The organism is Krasilnikovia sp. M28-CT-15 (genome assembly GCF_047159595.1).
Lineage (GTDB): Bacteria > Actinomycetota > Actinomycetes > Mycobacteriales > Micromonosporaceae > Actinoplanes.
In genome coordinates this window covers 6,282,061-6,300,592 of sequence record NZ_BAAGAK010000001.1, presented here as the reverse complement: position 1 = coordinate 6,300,592, position 18,532 = coordinate 6,282,061, and the positions used below count along the sequence as shown (strand labels likewise).

The following is an 18,532-nucleotide window of genomic DNA, read 5'->3' as shown; positions in this document are numbered from 1 at the left end:
AGTGCCCGGTCGGGTCAGACCTCCGCGTCGACGATCTCGCCGAGCTGGGCCGCCGCCAGCTCGTCGCGGATCACCGCCGCGTCCCCCTCCACGACCAGGGTCATCCCCTCCGGATTCAGGTGCGCCGACGCCGCCGCCGACACCTGCTCGACCGTCGCCTCCAGCAACTGGGTGCGCAGCGTCGCGTGATAGTCGTCCGGCAGCCCGTGGATCACGAGGGTGGCCAGTGCCGACGCGATCGCCCCCGGCGTCTGCATCTCCACCGTGAGCTGCCCGGCCCGCCAGGTCCGCGCCACCGCCAGCTCGTCTTCGGTCACCCCGCCCTGGCGCATCAGGGAGATCTCGCCGACCGTGTCCGCCAGCGCCGGCACGGTCACCGCGGTCTGCACCGCCGCGCTCACCCCGAACCGGCCGAACCGCTTGGTCAGTGCGAAGTCGCCGCGGATCCCGTACGTGTAGCCCTTGACCTCCCGGATCAGGTGGTTCAGGCGCGAGGTGAACGCGCCGCCCAGCACGGTCGCCGCCAGCGTCATCGGGACGTAATCCGGATGCGCCCGGTGTGGCGCGCGATGCCCCAGCCGCAGCGTCGACTGCACGCTGCCGGGCCGGTCCACCAGCACCACCCGGCGGCTGGCCCGCAGCGAAACCCCCAGCACGCCGCCCTCGTCGGCCGGTCCGCCCGCGGTGCCCGCGAAGGCGGCCGCCGCCAGCGCGTCCAGGTCGAGCACCTCGAGGTCACCGGCCACCAGCAACACCCCGGGGCGGCGCAGCGACTGGGCGTGGAAACCGGTCACGTCCTCGACCGTCACGGCCGCGACCGAGGCCGGATCGCCGTGCGGCGGGCGGCCGTACCGCTCGGCGGCGCCGAACAGGTCGGCGCGCAGGGCCGCGTCCGCGCGCGGGCCAGGCTGCGCCCATTCCATCCGCAGCGCGCTGACCTCGTCGTCACGCACCCGGGTCACATCGGCCGGATCCAACCTCGGGGTACGGGTGGCCTCGGCCAGCAGCTCCACCGCCGGCAGCAGCACACCCGCCGGCACCGAGACGCTCGCCTGGAACGTGTCCCAGTCGACCGATGTGGACAGCTCGGCGCCGAGTCCCTCCAGCGCCAGCGCGTACGCCGCGGAATCCCGCGTCGTGGTGCCTTCCTCCAGGCACTTGGCCAGCACGGTGGCCGTGCCTTCCCGCCCGGCGGCCTCCCGGGCCGCGCCCGCGTCGATCAGCAGCGCCGCCGTGGCCAGTGACTGGCCGGGCAGGTGCGCGGCGACGACCAGGCCGCCGGCGATCTGGCGGCGGGTGATCGCCGGGAACGTGTACGGGCGGACGCGCCCGGCCCCGGGCCGATCGGCGACGAGGGTCATGATGTCTCCTTCGGCAGGTAGGTCAGGGTGACGCGGGACTCGGGGCGCAGCACCTGCGCGGCCACGTCGGCGATGTCCCCGGCGGTGACGGCCTGCCAGGCGGGCAGCCGGTACCCGGCCGCCGCCGGATCACCGAACTGGGTGGTGTACCGGCCGAGGGTGTCGGCGCGTCCACCCACCGTGGACAGCTGACGCCACCACGCTGTCGTCAGCAGCGCCTTCGCCCGGTCCAGTTCCGCGTCCGTGACCGGCTCGGTGGCGAGGCTGTCCACCACCTCCGTCAGGCCCTCCTCCAGCGTCTGCGGGCTCACCCCGTCCTTGGCCGTGGCCGTGATGATCAGCGGCGCGGGGGCGTGCGCCAGGTCCACCCCGTACGCGCCGACGTAGTCGGGCTGAGCGATCCGGGCACCGTCCGCCAGGCGCTGGTACAGCCGGCTGCCGCGCCCACTGCCCAGGACGGCCGCGAGCACGGTCACGGTGTCGTACCCGGCCGAGCCGAAGGGATGGGTGCGGTGGGCGAGGTAGATCCGCGGCGCCGGGACGTCCGTGGAGACCGTGTCCCGGGCCGGATCCGTGGCGGGACCGCTCAGGTGCCCGCTGGGCGCGGCCGGGATGTCCGAGACGGGGGACAGCGCCCCGAAGTACTGGTCCGCCAGCGCGAACACCTCGTCCGGTGCGGCGTCGCCGACGACCGTCAGCACCGCGTTGTTCGGGGCGTAGTGGCGCTGGTGGAACGCCTGGAACACCTCCAGCGCGGCCGCGTTCAGATCCTCCATCGACCCGATCGTCGCGTGATGGTACGGGTGCCCCGCCGGGTACAGCAGCGGCAGCAGGCGCAGCCACGCGTCCCCGTACGGGACGTTCTCGTAACGCTGGCGCCGCTCGTTCTTGACCACCTCGCGCTGGTTGTCCAGCGTCTCCTGGGTCAGCGCGGGCACCAGGCCGCCCATCCGGTCGGCTTCCAGCCACAGCGCCAGTTCCAGGTGTTCCGCCGGCAGGGTCTCGAAGTAGTTGGTGCGGTCCGGGTTCGTGGTGGCGTTCAGCGACCCGCCCGAGCCCTGCACCAGGCGCATGTGCTCGGTCTTCGCCACGTGCAGCGAACCCTCGAACATCAGGTGTTCGAAGAGGTGCGCGAAGCCGGTCTGTCCGGGTGGCTCGTGCCGTGAGCCGACGTCGTACCAGAGATTGACGCAGACCACCGGGGCGCTGCGATCCTCGCTGACGACGACGCGTAGCCCGTTGGCCAGGCGCGTGGATTCGATGGGCCACGGGTAGCCGGTCGTGGTGACCGGTGTTGGCTGTGCAGACACGCAACCTCCTTGTGCGCGGGGAACCCCGCCGGCGTCCAGTATCTCCATCACTGGGCGGCCACGTCGCCCCTCGGCCGATTCGACCGCTTCACGGACCGGTGCGTCAACGGATGATCCACAACTGCGTGGCGGGGTGAGGCCGCCGGATGGAATGCTGATCGCGTGCCGGACGACGTACGGGTGAACGACCGACTGACGATCCCGGCCGTCGAGCTGTCCTGGCGTTTCTCGCGATCGAGCGGCCCGGGCGGCCAGGGCGTGAACACGACCGACTCCCGGGTGGAGTTGTCGTGGGACCTGGCCGGTTCCGAGATGCTTCCGGCCGCCCTGCGTGAGCGCGCCGCCGAGCGGCTGGGCGGCCGGCTCGTCAACGGCGTGCTCACGGTCACCGCCTCCGAACACCGTTCCCAGCTGCGCAACCGGGAGGCCGCCGCGGCGCGGCTCGCCGGGCTGGTGGCCGGAGCGATCGCGCCCCCGGCGCGGGCGCGCCGGGCCACCAAGCCGTCGCGGGGTGCGGTGGAGCGGCGGATCGCCGACAAGAAGCGCCGTAGCCAGGTCAAGCGGGGCAGACGCGGCGATCACGACTGACGCACGGCGCCGGCCCGTTCGGCGGATGCGGGTTCGGGTCGAACGCCCGGCGGCCGGGCTGCGGCCCGGCGCCCGACAATAGTCCCTCCTGGCTTCGTGCCACCCCGGTGCGGCCTGGCCGTCGCCGTTGCGGGCGCGCAGCATCATGGTGCTGTCGCAGTGGGGGCCACGTGCCGCCACGGGGTAAGCCGCGACATCCGACGAGTCATGGAGGCCACCGTGCTCCGGCGCATCGTTCTCATTACCGTGCTGCTTGCTCCGCTGGCCGCGTGTGGACACGCCGGCGGTGGTGCGGCCGGGCCGGCGGCCACGGCAGGGGTCGGCGCGGCCGACCCGACCACCGCCCCGCCGGTGACCGCCTCCGCCGCGAACGGTTCCCCGGCCGGTGCGCCGGGACCCGCCTCCACCAGCGGCTCCACCGGCGCATCGCCGTCGGCCGGTGCCCCGACGGCGACGCTCAGCGGCACCCAGCACGCCTTCATCAAGGCCGCCGATCCCGCGCAGCACACGATCACGTTCGACCTTGTCGACTGGTTCGAGGGCAAGAAGGCGGCCGCCGCCTGCAAACAGGACGGCGTGACGGAGACGGCCAACGACTGGTGCGTCGGCTACTACTACCGCAACAACAGCAGCAGGCTGCGGACCCTCCCGGTCAAGGCGGGCGCGAAGCTGCGCGTGGTGGACATGACCCCCGAGATGCACCTCGCCGACGCCGACCTCGCCACGTTCCGCAAGTCGCTCGAGAGCACCCGTCACCTGTTCGTCTTCGACGTGACCGCCGGCGAGATCACTAAGGCCGACGAGGTCTACACCCCCTGATCGCGTCCGGGGTGACCCGTCAGAGGTTGTGCGGGGCGACCGCCGCGCGGTTCTCCTCGGCGAGGCCGGGGCCGAGCAGTTCCTCACAGACGCGGATCAGCCGGGCCCGCAGGGCGGCGGCCCGGCGCGCGAACTCACGCTGGCGGGCCACGTACTCGGCCTTGCCCTCCGGGGTCTCGATCTTGACGGGCGGCTGACCGTACGAGCTGAGGTCGTACGGCGACGCCTGCATGTCGAGCAGGCGGATGTCGGCGGCCAGGGCGAAGCAGTCCAGCGCCAGGGCGCCGGGCACCGCGGGCCCCAGCTTGCCCGCCCACTTGTGGACGTCCATCGCGGCATGCAGGCACCCGGGCTGGTCGAGGTCGACCTGGGTGGCCCGGGTGGGCTGCAACCGGTTGAGTCCCACCGCCTCGGGGGTGAAGAACCGGAACGCGTCGAAGTGGGTGCAGCGGATGGGGTGCTGCTCGACGACCGCGTCCGTACCGGCCTGGCCCAGCCGCAGCGGCAGCGGGTGCCGGTGCTCGGGCTGGCGGTAGACCATCGCCCACTCGTGCAGGCCGAAGCAGCCGGAGAAGACCGGGCGGCTGGCCGTCGCGGTGAGCAGCCCGTGGATGTAGCGCACGCTCTCACCGCGGGCGGACAGGTACGCCGGGACGTCCAAGGTGACCACACCGTCGGGATACGTCCGGTACCACTTCAGGCCGGCGTGCTCGGCGAGCCCGTCCGGGGCGGGGGACAGCCCGGCACCGACTCCGGGATGCCAGCGGCGCAGCGTCGCGGGGCGGGTGCCGTAGTAGTCGTACAGGAAGTCCTCGATGGCGTGCTTCTCGCCACGGGACTTACGGGCGCGGTGACCCGCGGTCATCGAGTCGGCCCGCTCGGCGTGGGCGCGGGCCAGCGGAATCCAGGTGACCGAGGGCAAGGTGGTGGTCAATGCGCGCTCCGTCAGCGCCGCGTCGCGCGGCGCAGTGTCGTGCAGGGTCCCCTCGTGGAGGGTCCCGCCCTCCTGCGTCCCCATCGCACCAGCGTATCGAGGCTGTCGAGACCACACGATCACCGTCGGGTGCGAACCCGGCCACGCACCGGTCCCGGCGTAGATTCACTGCAAGGCGTACCCGCTGATCAGATTGGGGTTCTCTCTGTGCGCTTCGCTCGTTTTGTTCATGCCGGTGGGGTGTCGTTCGGCGTCGTGGAGGGTGAGGCCGGTGCCGGTTACGCGGGCCTGACCGTCGCCGAGATCGACAGCCTGCCATTCGAGGCGGTGCGCTTCACGGGGCAGCGGTGGGCGCTGGGAGACGTCCGGCTGCTGGCGCCGATCTTCTCCAGCAAGGTCATCGGGGTGGGGCGCAACTACGCCGAGCACGCCGCCGAGCACGGTGCGGAGGTGCCCAAGGAACCGCTGATCTTCATCAAGCCGTCCACCTCGGTGATCGGCCCGAACGACGCGATCCGGCTGCCGCCGCAGTCACAGCGGGTGGAGCACGAGGCCGAGCTGGCGGTGGTGATCGGAGCGACCGGCGCCCGGCGGGTGGACCGGGCCGGAGCCGAGAAGGCGATCTTCGGCTACACCTGCGGCAACGACGTCACCGCGCGCGACCTGCAACGCACCGACCCGCAGTGGACACGGGCGAAGGGCTTCGACTCGTTCTGCCCGCTGGGCCCGTGGATCGTCACCGACCTGGACGTGAGCGATCTGGAGATCCGCTGCGAGGTCGGGCGTAACCCCGAGGAGATGGAGGTACGCCAGATCGGCCGGACCAGGGACATGGTCTTCGACGTGCCCACCCTGGTGTCGTACGTGTCGCACGTCATGACGCTGCTGCCGGGCGACGTGATCCTGACCGGGACCCCGGCCGGGGTGAGCGAGATCCTGGCCGGTGACACCGTCGCCGTGCGGGTGCAGGGTGTCGGCGAGCTGTCCAACCCGGTGGTCGCGCTGACCTGAACGGTCTCCGGCCTGCGATGATTCGCGGGACGGGATCCGGATTTGGCGGGCATCATGGCCTCAGGTAGAGTTCTGACCCGGTGCGGCAAGCCGCACCAATGGGGTATGGGGTAATTGGCAGCCCGACTGATTCTGGTTCAGTTAGTCTAGGTTCGAGTCCTGGTACCCCAGCGCGACCGTCTCTCGCGAGGCCGGTGGTGCTGGACTTCTGATAGAGTTCGGCCCGCCGTTCCGAGCAGGAGCGGAAGCAAGTCCTGGCCCCGTCGTCTAGCGGCCTAGGACGCCGCCCTCTCAAGGCGGTAGCGAGGGTTCGAATCCCTTCGGGGCTACAAGCGCAACGGCCCGCGCCACCATCGGTGGCGCGGGCCGCGTTCTTTCCCCGGTAGCCACGGGTTGGCGGCGCAGACTGGCGGGGTGGCTACCTGGTCTCGACCCGTCCCTGCGTGACACCCCGTCGGCTCCGCTCAGGGAATCCAGCTCAGAGGCCGGACAGGCGCTGTCCGGCGCGGACGACCGCCATCGCGTGCCGCTCGCCGGGGCGGCGGCCCAGGCGCTCGATCGGGCCGCTGATGGAGATGCCCGCGATGACCCGGCCGGTGCGGTCCCGGATCGGGGCGGACACACTCGCCACTCCGGGCTCGCGTTCGGCAACGCTCTGGGCCCACCCGCGGCGGCGTACCTCGGCGAGGGTGCGGCCGGTGAACTTGCACCGCGGCAGCAACGGCATGACCGCCTCCGGTGGCTCCCAGGCCAGCAGGATCTGGGCCGCCGACCCGGCGGTCATGGGCAGCACCGAGCCGACCGGCACGGTGTCGCGCAGACCGCTGGCGCGTTCGGCGGCGGCCACGCAGATGCGTTCGTCGGCGCGGCGCAGGTACAGCTGGGCGCTTTCGCCGGTGGCGTCCCGTAGCGCGGCCAGCAGCGGCTCGGCCGCGGTCAGCAGCACGTCGGGCGCGGCGTTGGCCAGCTCCCCGAGCCGGGGCCCGGGCCGCCACCGGCCCTGGGTGTCCCGGACCAGCATCCGATGGATCTCCAGCGCCTGTGCCAACCGGTGCGCGGTGGCCCGGGGCAGCTTGGTCCGGTCGACGAGTTCAGCCAGGCTGGCGCCGTCGACGCAGGCGGCAAGGATGACGACCGCCTTGTCGAGAACGCCGACACCGCTCATACTGTGTCCCACAAGCCGAAACTTACCTCCCAGAATTTAGGATGTCCAGATGGTGGGAGTCACTCAGCCGAGGACCCTGGCCGAGAAGGTCTGGGACGACCACGTCGTGCGCGCAGCCGAGGGTGAGCCCGATCTGCTCTACATCGACCTGCACCTGCTGCACGAAGTGACCAGTCCGCAGGCGTTCGACGGCCTGCGTCTGGCCGGGCGCCCCGTGCGGCGCACCGACCTCACGCTCGCAACCGAAGACCACAACACCCCGACGGGGTACGCCGACCCGTCGTTCAACACCCGGCGCGGCGAACTGTTCACCATCGCCGACACGACCTCGCGGACCCAGATCGAGACGCTGCGCCGCAACTGTGCGGAGTTCGGCGTCGAGATCCGCCCGCTCGGCAACGCGGAACAGGGCATTGTGCACGTCATCGGCCCGCAGCTCGGCCTCACCCAGCCTGGCATGACGATCGTCTGCGGCGACTCGCACACCGCCACCCACGGCGCGTTCGGCGCGCTGGCGTTCGGCATCGGCACCAGCGAGGTCGAGCACGTGCTGGCCACCCAGACCCTGCCGCAGGCCAAGCCGAAGACCATGGCCGTCACGGTCGTCGGCGACCTGCACCCCGGCGTCACCGCCAAGGACCTGATCCTGGCGCTGATCGCCCAGGTGGGCACCGGCGGCGGCAACGGCCACATCGTCGAGTACCGCGGCGAGGCCATCCGCAAGCTCTCCATGGAGGGCCGGATGACCATCTGCAACATGTCGATCGAGTGGGGTGCCAAGGCCGGCATGATCGCCCCCGACGAGACCACGTTCGCGTACCTGAAGGGGCGTGCGCACGCGCCGCAGGACGCCGACTGGGACGCCGCGGTGGAGTACTGGCGGACGCTGCCGTCCGACGAGGGCGCACAGTACGACACCGAGGTGATCCTCGACGCGGCGGCGATCCACCCGTTCGTCACCTGGGGCACCAACCCCGGCCAGGGCACCGCGCTCGACGGTCTCGTCCCGGACCCGGAGGACTTCGTGGACGAGGTGGAGCGCAACGCCGCCCGCCGCGCCCTGGAATACATGGACCTGCGGCCCGGCACCCCGCTCAAGGACGTCCCGGTCGACGTCGTCTTCGTCGGCTCCTGCACCAACGGCCGGATCGAGGACCTGCGGGCCGCCGCCGACGTGCTGCGCGGGCACCAGGTGCACGAGGGGGTCCGGATGATGATCGTGCCCGGTTCGTACGCCGTCCGCGAGGCCGCCGAGCAGGAGGGGCTGGACAAGGTCTTCCTCGACGCCGGAGCCGAATGGCGCTTCGCCGGCTGCTCCATGTGCCTGGGCATGAACCCGGACACCCTCGACCCCGGCCAGCGCGCCGCCTCCACCTCCAACCGCAACTTCGAGGGCCGGCAGGGCAAGGGTGGCCGCACCCACCTGGTCTCGCCGCAGGTCGCCGCCGCCACCGCCGTGGTGGGCCGGCTGGCCGCCCCGTCCGACCTGTGACCCGAGGGACTCGATCATGGACAAGTTCACCACCCACACCGGTACGGTCCTGCCGTTGCGCCGTTCCGATGTGGACACGGATCAGATCATCCCAGCCGTCTACCTGAAGCGGGTGACCCGTACCGGCTTCGAGGACGGGCTGTTCGGGGCGTGGCGCGACGACCCGGCCTTCGTGCTCAACAACCCCGCCCACACCGGGGCCACCATCCTCGTCGCCGGCCCCAACTTCGGCACCGGCTCGTCCCGGCAGCACGCCGTCTGGGCGCTGCGCGACTGGGGTTTCAAGGTGGTCATCGCCCCCCGCTTCGGCGACATCTTCCGCGGCAACGCCCTCAAGGAGGGCCTGCTGCCGGTGCAACTGGAGCTCAAGGCGGTCGAGGCCCTCTGGGATCTGGCCGAAAGCGAGCCGGCCAAGCAGATCACGGTCGACCTCGGCGCCCGGCAGGTGCGCGTGGACGACGCCGCCTGGTCCTTCCCGATCGACGATTTCAGCCGCTGGCGGCTGATGGAGGGCCTCGACGACATCGGACTGACCCTGCGCCACTCGGACACGATTACGGCGTTCGAGAAGGCCCGCCCGGCTTTCAAGCCCGTCGTCGCCTGAGCCCCATTCCCTAGGCCCAGCCGTCCTTTTCGCCCCCACCGGCTCCCCGGTGGGGGCGAAATCGTTGCGACACAAGGCGTTTTTTCATGCAGATGTTTGTGTCTGCTGGTCAAAGGGCATAGCGTGCGCGCAGAATGGCTCGCATCGGGCCAGTTCTCATGTTCGGGAGGGGAAACCGTGAACAAGGCCGAGCTCATCGAGGCGCTCGCCGCCCGACTGGGGGACCGGAAGTCGGCGACGGCGGCGCTGGATGCGGTCATCAGTGAGGTACAGAATGCCGTCACCAAGGGCGACCGAGTAGCCATTACCGGGTTCGGCGTCTTCGAGAAACGGGTCCGCAATGCCCGTACCGCGCGCAATCCGCGCACCGGTGAACCGGTGAAGGTGAAGAAGACGTCCGTGCCGGCCTTCAAGCCGGGCACCGGTTTCCGCGACATGGTCGCCAGCGGCAAGGTGGCCAAGGCCGCCGCCGCCGCGAAGAAGACCACCGCGAAGGCCGCCCCGGCCAAGGCAACCGCCACCAGGACCGCCAAGACCGCGGCGGCCAAGAAGACCACCGCCAAGGCCACCACGGCCCGCAAGACCGCCGCCAGCAAGACGGCACCGGCCAAGACGGCGCGGACCGCGGCGGCCAAGAAGACCACGGCCAAGGCCACCACCGCCCGCAAGACGGCACCGGCCAAGACGGCGCGGACCGCGGCGGCCAAGAAGACCACGGCCAAGGCCACCACCGCCCGCAAGACCGCCGCCACCAAGACGGCGGCCCGCACCACCAAGACGGCGGCGGCCAAGAAGACCACCGCGAAGAAGACCGCCTCCGCGACGGCACGCACCACCAGCGCGGCCAAGGCCACCACGGCCCGCGCCCGCAAGAGCTGAGCGGCGGCGGGTCCGCCCGCCGCCAACCGAAAGGCGTCCACCCGTACGGTGGACGCCTTTCGTGTGTTCGCGCGCCGCCCACGCCCCGGCACCTACCGTCCGGGCATGAAGCGCAGACCGTCGCGGCCCCGCGGGCTGGTGAGCCGTTCGGCGCTCGCCGCGGGCATCTTCGCCGCCGCTGTCGTGCCCGGGTGGACGCTCGGCAGCCTGACCGAGGGCTGGACCGGCTGGGGCGTACTCGACTGGCTGATCACCTGCGCCTGGTCCGGCATCGCGGTGTACGCCCTCGCGCCGTACACGTCGTACCGTCGGCGCGACGCGGTGGTCGGCATCGTGCCGCTGCTCGGGTGGTATCTGGCCAGCGTGCTGTCGTGGCGGGCGGCGCTGCTGCCGTACCGCGACTGGGAACCGCGCGCCGACGAGCTGTGGCGGGCCCGCTGGCTCACCGGCGACCTCGTCGGGTACTGGCGCGCCGACTCGCTGCCCGCGATGCGGCGCGGCGCGGGCGGCCGTACCGGAATCAGAGCCTCGTCAGACCGATCAGGCGCTCGCCCGACCACGTGAGCACCCACCCGCTGCCCTTGGGCGTCTTGTAGGGCACCGGATCGGCCGCGTCGTCCAGCAGGGCCACCAGCGGCGCGATCAGCTTGCCCTGCGTGCACACCACGGCCGTCGCGTCCATCCGCAGCAGCGCCAGGCGGGCCGCGGCGTCCTTCGCCCGTTGCGGCGCCTCCGCCGGATCCGGTGGTTCGGCCATCGTCTCGTCCCGCTCCAGGGGCAGGCCCAGCCGGTCCGCCAGCGGCTGCACCGTCTGCACGCAGCGCACCGGCGGCGCGGTGACCAGGCGGCGCGGCTCGACCAGGGCCAGCACCTCGGCCAACACCGCGGCCTGCCGTAGCCCGGCCGGATCCAGCGGGCGCAGCCCGTCGGGACCGGGCCACGCCGCCCGCTGCCCGGCCCGCCCGTGGCGGATCAGCGCCACCACCGCGGTCACCGGCGGCAGGCCCACGGCGTGCTCGACGAGCCGCACGTCGACGCCGTAGGACAGCCGCGCCATCGCGGCCTGCGGGGTCAGCCAGTCGACCCGGTCCACCTCGGCCGGATCCGCCGGACGCCCGGCCGGTCCGTCGCCCGCGCGCATCAGCCAGAAGTCCACGGTCTTCGGTACGCCGTCCGGCAAAACGTAGGACACCTCGGGCAGCCGCAGCTGTGGGCGGCCGCGCACCCCGGTCTCCTCGAACACCTCCCGTACGGCGCAGGCCAGGGTGTGCTCCCCGCCGTGCAGTTTGCCCTTCGGCAGGCTCCAGTCGTCGTGGGCCGGGCGGTGCACCACACAGATCTGCGTCTCGTCGCGGATGCGCCGCCACAGGATCCCGCCGGCGGCCCGGACCGGCGGGGGCACGTCAGCCGGCCTTCCCGGTGGCCCGCCGCAGCAGCGCCTCCTGCAGGTGGATGTGCGGCTCGCTGGGGGTCGAGGCCCGCCGGTGCCAGGTGCCGTCGCCGGTGAGCTCCCAGCACTCGCTGTCGTCGCCCATCGCCATCTCCAGGACGTTGCGCAGGTCCTGCTGGGCCGACGGCAGGGTCACCCGGACCAGCGCCTCGACCCGGCGGTCCAGGTTGCGGTGCATCAGGTCGGCCGAGCCGATCCAGTACTCCGTGTCGTCGCCCGCGCCGAACCGGAACACCCGCGAGTGCTCCAGGAAGCGCCCGACGATCGAGCGCACCCGGATGTTGTCGGACAGCCCCGGGATCCCCGGCCGCAGCGCGCACATGCCCCGGATCACCAGATCGATCCGTACGCCCGCCTGCGACGCCCGGTACAGCGCGTCGATGGTCTCCTCGTCCACGAGCGAGTTCACCTTGAACTGCACCAGGGCGTCGCCGCCCGCGCGGGCGATCCGGGCCTGCTCGTCGATCCGCTCGATCAGGCCCGCGCGTACGCTGTGCGGGGCCACCAGCAGCCGCCGGTACGTGGTCTGGCGGCTGTAGCCGGTGAGCACGTTGAACAGATCTGTGACGTCCGCGCCGACCTCGGGATCGGCGGTGAGCATGCCGAAATCCTCGTACAGTCGCGCGGTCTTGGGGTGGTAGTTGCCCGTGCCGATGTGGCAGTACCGGCGCAACTGGTTGCCCTCCTGGCGCACCACCAGCGAGGTCTTGCAGTGCGTCTTGAGCCCGACCAGGCCGTACACGACGTGGCAGCCCGCCTTCTCCAGGGTGCGCGCCCAGCCGATGTTGGCGACCTCGTCGAAGCGCGCCTTGACCTCGACCAGCACCACCACCTGCTTGCCCGCCTCGGCCGCGTCGACCAGCGCGTCGACGATCGGCGAATCGCCACTGGTGCGGTACAGCGTCTGCTTGATGGCCAGCACGTGCGGGTCGGCCGCGGCCTGCTCGATGAAGCGCTGCACGCTGGTCGAGAACGAGTGGTACGGGTGGTGCACCAGGATGTCGCACTCACGCAGCCGGTTGAAGACGCTGCGCGGCACCTCGCCGTCGGCCAGCTGCGGATGGGTGGCCGGGACGAACGAGCGGTCCTTCAGGTCGTCGCGGTCGCACTCGTTGAACACCTGCCACAGCGCGGACAGATCCAGCAGGCCGGGCACCCGCAGCACGTCCTCGCTCTCCATCTCCAGCTCGCGGGTCAGCAGGTCGAGCACGTGGTCGCTGATGGACGCGGCCACCTCCAGCCGTACCGGCGGGCCGAACCGGCGCTGCGCCAGCTCGCGTTCCAGCGCCTGCAGCAGGTCCTCGTCGCGGTCCTCGTCGACCTCCAGCTCGGCGTTGCGGGTGACCCGGAACAGGTGCCATTCCAGGATCTGCATGCCGGGGAAGAGCTGGTCGAGGTGGACCGCGATCAGCTCCTCGACCGGCAGGAACCGCACGCCCCGGCTGTCGTTCTGGACCGTGACGAAGCGCGCCACGTTGTTGGGCACCTTGACCCGGGCGAACAGCTCGGAGCTGGCGTCGGCCGGGTCGCGCAGCGCCACGGCCAGATTCAGCGACCGGCTGGAGATGTACGGGAACGGGTGCGCCGGATCCACCGCCAGCGGCGTGAGGACCGGGAACACCTGCTCCCGGAAGAACGTGTGCAGCCGCTCGCGCTCCGGCGCATCCAGCTCCTCCCAGCCGACCAGCTCGATGCCCTCGCCGGACAGCTTGGGCCGGACCTCCTCGCCGAAACAGGCCGCGTGGCGGGTCACCAGGTCGGCGGCCCGCTCATTGATCATCTCCAGCTGGAAGCGGAGCGAGACCCGGTCACCGCCGCGCTTGGGCAGCCCCGCCTTGAGACGGCGTTTCAGGCCGGCCACCCGGACCATGAAGAACTCGTCCAGGTTGCTGGCGAAGATGGCCAGGAACTTGGCGCGTTCCAGCAGGGGCGTGCCGGGATCCTCGGCCAGCGCCAGGACGCGCGCGTTGAAGTCGAGCCAGGACAGCTCGCGGTTGAGGAACCGGTCCTCCGGCAGCGGGTCCTCGGTGACCTCGTCCGGTTCGGTCGGCGGCGCGGTGGTCATGAGGGGCTCCGTCTGTCCGGTGGCGGCGGTGGTCGGTGGAGCCGGTGCGGCGGGCTCCGGGGTGCGCGGGCTGGGCGGCGAGCGGCGAGGCGTGGCGGCAGGGCCCGCGCCGCCGTGCGACTCCACGGCCGTCGGGCGGGGCAGGAACCGCCCGTCAGGGCCGCGTTGCGGGGCACCCTCGGCCCCGGCCTGCCCGGTACCGGAAGCGGTCGCCCGGGCCGATTCGGGCACGATCGTGTTAGGGCCGACGGGCGGGGTGTTCATTGCTCCATCATTGCCCGATCGTGGTTAACGGGGAATGAACACCGGCATGTCGGCTCAGTCGATTCCCGGCAACTGGACACCCGTCACGACACCCGCGCCGTCACGTTGCACCGACAGCCGCTGGCCGAGGCGCAGCAGCCGCAACCCGGAGCGCGCGAACGCCTCCGCCGGGAACGGCAGTTCCGTACCGTCGTCGAGCAGCAACGTGCCCGTGTGCGTCTGCGGATCGAACGTCGCCACCGTGCCCTGCATACCCGTTACGCTACCGGGCCGGCGCGCCGGATCCCGCGCAGTCCTCGGTCTGCCCGAGCGACCGCAACAGCCCGCAGGTGTACGCGCCCGCGCCCAGCGCCAGCACCGCCCGCAGATCCGCCGGGGTGTCGACGTCGCGGCGCAGCCCGGGCCAGTCGCCCGCCAGCAGCCGCGCCCCCGACGCCGCATGCTCACCCGCCGAGCCCGGGCCGAAGCGCGGCCCGAGCGGCACCCCGGGCGGCGCGGCCAGCAGGACCGTTCCGGTGCCCGCCGCGTCCGCGACGAACGCCCGCTCGTGGCCCCGGGCGTGCGGCACCGCCCGGCCGCTGCCCGGCGGGTGGGGCGGTGCCGGTCCGTCGCCGCAGCCGCGCGGCACCGCCTGCCCGACCGGTGGCGGCCGGGTCCCGGCGGCGGCGGACAACGCGGACGCCAGTTCCTCCGGGCGCAGCGCGGGGAGGTCGCCGGCCAGTACCGCGCGCGGGTGGGACAGGCCCGCGACGGTGTCCGCGCCGTGGCGCAGAGCGGCGTTCAGGCCCGCTGCGGGACGGTCCGGCACCGCCCGGGCACCCAGTTCGGCCACCGCGGCGGCCGCATCCGGGTCATCCGTCACCACCAGCAGCTCCAGCACCGCCGGGGTGGCGAGCACCGCGGCCACGGTGTCGCGCAGCATCGCCAGCGCGAGTTCCGCGTGGCGCGCCGGGGCCACGGCGCCGCGCAGCCGGCTCTTCGCCGTACCCAGCCGCTTCACGGGGATCACCGCCACCCAGCCCGTCGTCGCCACGGTCCCATCCTGCCAGCGACGCGGTGGCCTACCCCTGCCTGGCTCCCAGCCCCGGGAACAGGCATGATTTCGTCCCAGGGGTGTGGGCGGCGGCGGGCGTGCGCCGCGGAGGCAGGGAGGCGCGCCGTGGCGCAGCGCAAGCTCGGATTCTGGCAATGGGTCGCCGTGGGGCTGGCCCTGCCGCCGATGAAGGTCTGGACGAAGCGCACCTGGACCGGGATGGACAACCTGCCCCCGACCGGCGGCGCGATCATCGTGTCGAACCACCTCTCCCACTTCGACCCGCTGGTGCTCGCCCACTTCATCTTCGGATCCGGCCGCTGGCCGCAGTTCCTCGGCAAGGCCAGCATCTGGAAGGTCCCCGGGGTCGGCTTCCTGCTCAACAAGGTCGAGCAGATCCCGGTCGAGCGCGGCAGTGTGGAGGCGGTCCGGTCGCTCGACACGCTCGTCGCCGCGCTGCGCGCCGGCGGCATCGTGGTCATCTACCCCGAGGGCACCACCACCCGCGAGCCCGACCTGTGGCCGATGCGCGGCAAGACCGGCGCCGCGCGGCTGGCGCTGCTCACCGGCGTGCCCGTCATCCCCGTGGCGCTCGACGGCGCGCAGCGGGTGTTCGACCCGCGCACCAAGAAGTTCTCCGTACGCCCGCGCATCCCGGTACGGGTCACCGCGGGCAAGCCGGTCGACCTGAGTCGCTGGCAGGGCGAGGCGCCGAGCCGTACGGTGCTGGAGCAGATGACCGAGGCCATCATGCTGAACATCCGCGACCTGCTGGGCGAACTGCGCGGTGCCACGCCGCCGCCGCTGTACCAGCCGGGCGCCCGGCGCACCGCGCTCACCGACACCCCTGACGGAGGTACGGAATGAAGGCCACGGTCCTGGGATCGGGCGCCTGGGGTACGGCGTTCGCGAAGGTGCTCGCCGAGGCGGGCGCGGACGTGACGATCTGGGCGCGGCGCGAAGCGGTGGCCCAGGCCATCCGCGAGCGGGGCGTCAACGAGGGTTCGCTGCCCGGGGTCAAGCTGCCCGAGCGGGTCACCGCCACCCACGACCTGCCCGAGGCGGTGGCCGGGGCGGGCATGGTGTTCATCGCGGTGCCCTCGCAGACCCTGCGCGCCAACCTGGCCGACTGGGCACCGCACATCCCGGGCGAGGCCACGCTCATCTCCCTGATGAAGGGCATCGAGCTGGGCACGACCAAGCGGATGAGCGAGGTGATCGTGGAGACCGCCCAGGTCGACCCGGGCCGCGTCGCGGTCGTCTCCGGACCCAACCTCGCCCCCGAGATCGCCGGGGAACAGCCCGCCGCCACGGTCGTCGCCTGCACCGACGAGGGCCGGGCCAAGCAGGTCCAGCAGGCCATCGCGCTGCCGTACCTGCGGCCGTACACCAGCGACGACGTGATCGGGTGTGAGCTGGGCGGCGCGGTGAAGAACGTCATCGCCCTGGCGTACGGCATGGCCACCGCGATGGGCCTGGGCGACAACACCCGGGCGTCGCTGATCACGCGGGGGCTGGCCGAGACGGCCCGGCTGGGGGTCGCGCTGGGCGCCGACCCGCTGACCTTCGCCGGGCTGGCCGGGCTGGGTGACCTGGTGGCCACGTGCTCGTCGCCGCTGTCGCGCAACCGGACCTTCGGCGAGCACCTGGGTCGCGGTGAGTCGCTGGAGGCGGCGCAGGCCTCGACCAGGCAGACCGCCGAGGGCGTCAAGAGCTGCCTGGCCGTGCGGGATCTGGCGCGCGCCCACGGCGTCGAGATGCCGATCACCGAACAGGTGGAGCGCGTCTGCCATGAGGGGGTGGATCCCCGGGTCGCGGTGAAGCTGCTGATGGGCCGGGAGATGAAGCCCGAATGACGTACGGCGACGGCACCCGCGCCGTGCACGCCGGGTTGCCGGCGCCGGAGCCCGGCCAGCCGTTCCTGCCGGGGCCGGTGTTCGCCGCGCCGTACCACCTGGACCCGGAGACGGGGCCGGCCCGGGACGGGTACGGCCGCCCGGACAACCCGACCCGGCGCGCCCTCGAGGCGGCGATCGGGGAGCTGGAGGGCGGCGCGGCACTGGCCTTCGCCAGCGGGCAGGCCGCGATCACCGGGCTGCTGCTGGCCACGGTGCGGGCGGGCGACACGGTCGCGCTGCCGTCGGACGGGTACTTCACGGTGCGCGCGTTCGCCGAGGGCACCCTGCGCGACCTGGGGGTCCGTACCCTTCTGGTGCCCACGGCCGGGCCGTACCCGGCGTTCGACGGGGTCCGGCTCGTGCTGCTGGAGACGCCCGCCAATCCCGGCCTGGACGTCTGTGACATCCGGGCCGTGGCCGCCGCCGCGCATGCCGCGGGCGCGCTGGTGGCCGTGGACAACACCACCGCCACGCCGCTCGGCCAGCGGCCGCTGGACCTCGCCGCCGACGTGGTCGTCGCGTCCGGCACGAAGGCGCTGACCGGTCACTCCGATGTGCTGCTCGGCTATGTCGCCACCGCGGACGAGGATCTGCTGGCCCGGATGACCACGTGGCGCTCGCAGACCGGTGGCATCCCGGGCGCCTTCGACGCCTGGCTGGCCCACCGGTCCCTCGCGACCCTGGACCTGCGGCTGGCCCGGCAGAGCGCGAACGCGGACGCCGTGGCCCGGCTGCTGGCGGACCGTACGGACGTCACCGGTCTGCGCTGGCCGGGGCTGCCGGGCGATCCTTCGTACGCGCTGGCCCGCGCGCAGATGCGCCGGATCCCGGGGGTGGTCTCGTTCGACCTGGGCAGCGCGGCGCGGGTGGCGCGGTTGCTCACGGCGTCCCGGCTGGTGTTCGCCGCGACGTCGTTCGGCGGGGTGCACACCTCCGCGGACCGGCGCGCCCAGTGGGGTGACGACACCACGCCCGGCTTCGTGCGCCTGTCCTGCGGCATCGAGGACACCGCCGACCTGATCGCCGACCTGACCGCCGCCCTCGACGCCGGCTGAGTCCGACCCGCAGGTTCGGCCCGGCGCCCGAGGACGGCCGCTGGAGAGTCCGGTCCGACCGAGTTCGGCGGGCCGCGAGCCCGGCCTGGTGCGGGGGTGGCGTCGGCCGGACATGGTGCGGCGCGCACCGCTACGGTGACCGCATGACAGCGCAGGTGGATCAAGCGGCGCCGCAGTGGGGAAGCTTCACCGGAGACCAGGTCGCGGCACTGACCCGGGGCACGAGCTTCCTCGCGGAGCCCAGGGAGCGGGACTGTCCCGCCTGCGGTCGGCGCGCTGTGCGGGCGTACCTGAATGCCCCGCCGCAGGCGCGGCGGCCCACCCTGGTGAGCTACGTGTGGTGCTCGGCCTGCCACCGCTTCGTCGGCACCCGTGCGGCGCATCCCGCAGGGATCGTGGTCTCCGACCCGCTGGCCGTGCTGTCGGCCGCCCAGCGGCGGGAGCTGGAGGGCAGCGTGGTCGGCTTCCTGACGCACCTCGACCGGCTCTGGGACGAGGGCGTGCTCCCTCAGTCCTTCACCGCCGCCCCGTCCTGACCTGCGGCGAACCTGTTGAGGGTCTGCAAGCTCGCTCTCCCGGCCTCGCCCGACTACACGACGTATTG

At 72.6% G+C, this 18,532-nt stretch carries 19 protein-coding genes and 2 tRNA genes; 13 read left to right on the top strand and 8 right to left on the bottom strand.

Translation table 11 applies throughout. The features are described 5' to 3' along the window. Positions 1–14: 14 nt before the first annotated feature. Together ACMCNO_RS28870 and ACMCNO_RS28865 are read right to left on the bottom strand one after the other, a co-directional pair. Entirely contained in the window at positions 15–1,361 is a 1,347-nt protein-coding gene (locus tag ACMCNO_RS28870; RefSeq protein ID WP_412752587.1) for a M16 family metallopeptidase, read from the bottom strand. Then, positions 1,358–2,671: a M16 family metallopeptidase gene (locus ACMCNO_RS28865; RefSeq protein WP_412752586.1), complete on the bottom strand. Its 1,314-nt coding sequence runs from the start codon at positions 2,669–2,671 to the stop codon at positions 1,358–1,360. The genes ACMCNO_RS28870 and ACMCNO_RS28865 overlap by 4 nt, the downstream gene beginning before the upstream one ends. Before the next feature lie 162 nt (positions 2,672–2,833). On the opposite strand from ACMCNO_RS28865, the gene arfB reads away from it, so the two are divergent. Both arfB and ACMCNO_RS28855 read left to right on the top strand, forming a co-directional pair. Next, complete coding sequence (gene arfB, locus ACMCNO_RS28860) at positions 2,834–3,259, top strand: alternative ribosome rescue aminoacyl-tRNA hydrolase ArfB (protein WP_412752585.1); 426 nt, start codon at positions 2,834–2,836, stop codon at positions 3,257–3,259. Between the two features lie 219 nt (positions 3,260–3,478). Next, positions 3,479–4,078: a hypothetical protein gene (locus ACMCNO_RS28855; protein WP_412752584.1), complete on the top strand. Its 600-nt coding sequence runs from the start codon at positions 3,479–3,481 to the stop codon at positions 4,076–4,078. 19 nt (positions 4,079–4,097) lie between these two features. Here ACMCNO_RS28855 and ACMCNO_RS28850 read toward each other — a convergent pair whose 3' ends face one another. Further along, positions 4,098–5,096, bottom strand: a complete 999-nt coding sequence (locus ACMCNO_RS28850; protein WP_412752583.1) for a 3-methyladenine DNA glycosylase — start codon at positions 5,094–5,096, stop codon at positions 4,098–4,100. 123 nt (positions 5,097–5,219) lie between these two features. Here ACMCNO_RS28850 and ACMCNO_RS28845 point away from each other — a divergent pair, with 123 nt between their 5' ends. The 3 genes from ACMCNO_RS28845 (at position 5,220) to ACMCNO_RS28835 (ending at position 6,352) form a co-directional block, all read left to right on the top strand. Further along, entirely contained in the window at positions 5,220–6,023 is an 804-nt protein-coding gene (locus ACMCNO_RS28845) for a fumarylacetoacetate hydrolase family protein (RefSeq protein WP_412752582.1), read from the top strand. Positions 6,024–6,122: 99 nt separating this feature from the next. Beyond that, a tRNA-Gln gene (locus tag ACMCNO_RS28840) sits at positions 6,123–6,194 on the top strand. A gap of 85 nt (positions 6,195–6,279) precedes the next feature. After that, positions 6,280–6,352: transfer RNA gene (locus ACMCNO_RS28835), tRNA-Glu, on the top strand. 149 nt (positions 6,353–6,501) lie between these two features. Here ACMCNO_RS28835 and ACMCNO_RS28830 read toward each other — a convergent pair. Beyond that, positions 6,502–7,188 (bottom strand): IclR family transcriptional regulator, encoded by a 687-nt coding sequence (locus ACMCNO_RS28830; RefSeq protein WP_130508838.1) that lies wholly within the window; start codon positions 7,186–7,188, stop codon positions 6,502–6,504. 49 nt (positions 7,189–7,237) lie between these two features. Between ACMCNO_RS28830 and leuC the strand changes: the two genes are divergently transcribed. The 4 genes from leuC to ACMCNO_RS28810 all read left to right on the top strand — a co-directional run bounded on the left by leuC (position 7,238) and on the right by ACMCNO_RS28810 (position 10,727). Further along, the gene (gene leuC / locus ACMCNO_RS28825; protein ID WP_412752581.1) at positions 7,238–8,680 is read left to right on the top strand and encodes a 3-isopropylmalate dehydratase large subunit; all 1,443 of its coding nucleotides are present in this window, start codon (positions 7,238–7,240) and stop codon (positions 8,678–8,680) included. 16 nt (positions 8,681–8,696) lie between these two features. Next, positions 8,697–9,284 carry a 3-isopropylmalate dehydratase small subunit gene (gene leuD / locus ACMCNO_RS28820; protein ID WP_412752580.1) on the top strand — a complete coding sequence of 196 codons (588 nt, stop codon included), beginning with the start codon at positions 8,697–8,699 and terminating at the stop codon, positions 9,282–9,284. Positions 9,285–9,461: 177 nt separating this feature from the next. Next, positions 9,462–10,163: an HU family DNA-binding protein gene (locus tag ACMCNO_RS28815; RefSeq protein WP_412752579.1), complete on the top strand. Its 702-nt coding sequence runs from the start codon at positions 9,462–9,464 to the stop codon at positions 10,161–10,163. Between the two features lie 105 nt (positions 10,164–10,268). Next, positions 10,269–10,727, top strand: coding sequence for a hypothetical protein (locus ACMCNO_RS28810; protein ID WP_412752578.1), 459 nt, complete (start codon positions 10,269–10,271; stop codon positions 10,725–10,727). Here the strand turns inward: ACMCNO_RS28810 and ACMCNO_RS28805 are convergent. From ACMCNO_RS28805 to ACMCNO_RS28790, 4 genes are all read right to left on the bottom strand, one after another. Further along, entirely contained in the window at positions 10,684–11,565 is an 882-nt protein-coding gene (locus ACMCNO_RS28805; protein WP_412752577.1) for an NUDIX hydrolase, read from the bottom strand. The two genes, ACMCNO_RS28810 and ACMCNO_RS28805, sit on opposite strands and share 44 nt — an antisense overlap. Before the next feature lies 1 nt (position 11,566). Further along, entirely contained in the window at positions 11,567–13,678 is a 2,112-nt protein-coding gene (locus ACMCNO_RS28800) for an RNA degradosome polyphosphate kinase (RefSeq protein ID WP_412753840.1), read from the bottom strand. A gap of 318 nt (positions 13,679–13,996) precedes the next feature. Next, positions 13,997–14,194, bottom strand: a complete 198-nt coding sequence (locus tag ACMCNO_RS28795; protein WP_412752576.1) for a cold-shock protein — start codon at positions 14,192–14,194, stop codon at positions 13,997–13,999. 10 nt (positions 14,195–14,204) lie between these two features. Then, positions 14,205–14,975 (bottom strand): NTP transferase domain-containing protein, encoded by a 771-nt coding sequence (locus ACMCNO_RS28790; protein ID WP_412752575.1) that lies wholly within the window; start codon positions 14,973–14,975, stop codon positions 14,205–14,207. Between the two features lie 126 nt (positions 14,976–15,101). On the opposite strand from ACMCNO_RS28790, the gene ACMCNO_RS28785 reads away from it, so the two are divergent. The 4 genes from ACMCNO_RS28785 (at position 15,102) to ACMCNO_RS28770 (ending at position 18,464) form a co-directional block, all read left to right on the top strand. Continuing rightward, positions 15,102–15,842 (top strand): lysophospholipid acyltransferase family protein, encoded by a 741-nt coding sequence (locus tag ACMCNO_RS28785; protein ID WP_412752574.1) that lies wholly within the window; start codon positions 15,102–15,104, stop codon positions 15,840–15,842. Further along, a complete protein-coding gene (locus ACMCNO_RS28780) occupies positions 15,839–16,831 on the top strand; it encodes an NAD(P)H-dependent glycerol-3-phosphate dehydrogenase (protein WP_412752573.1) in 993 nt (330 codons plus the stop codon). The genes ACMCNO_RS28785 and ACMCNO_RS28780 overlap by 4 nt, the downstream gene beginning before the upstream one ends. Beyond that, the gene (locus ACMCNO_RS28775; protein WP_412752572.1) at positions 16,828–17,928 is read left to right on the top strand and encodes a cystathionine gamma-lyase; all 1,101 of its coding nucleotides are present in this window, start codon (positions 16,828–16,830) and stop codon (positions 17,926–17,928) included. Before ACMCNO_RS28780 ends, ACMCNO_RS28775 begins: the two co-directional genes overlap by 4 nt. 143 nt (positions 17,929–18,071) lie before the next feature. After that, on the top strand, positions 18,072–18,464 hold the full coding sequence (locus tag ACMCNO_RS28770) for a hypothetical protein (protein WP_412752571.1): 393 nt from the start codon (positions 18,072–18,074) through the stop codon (positions 18,462–18,464). Positions 18,465–18,532: the final 68 nt, after the last annotated feature.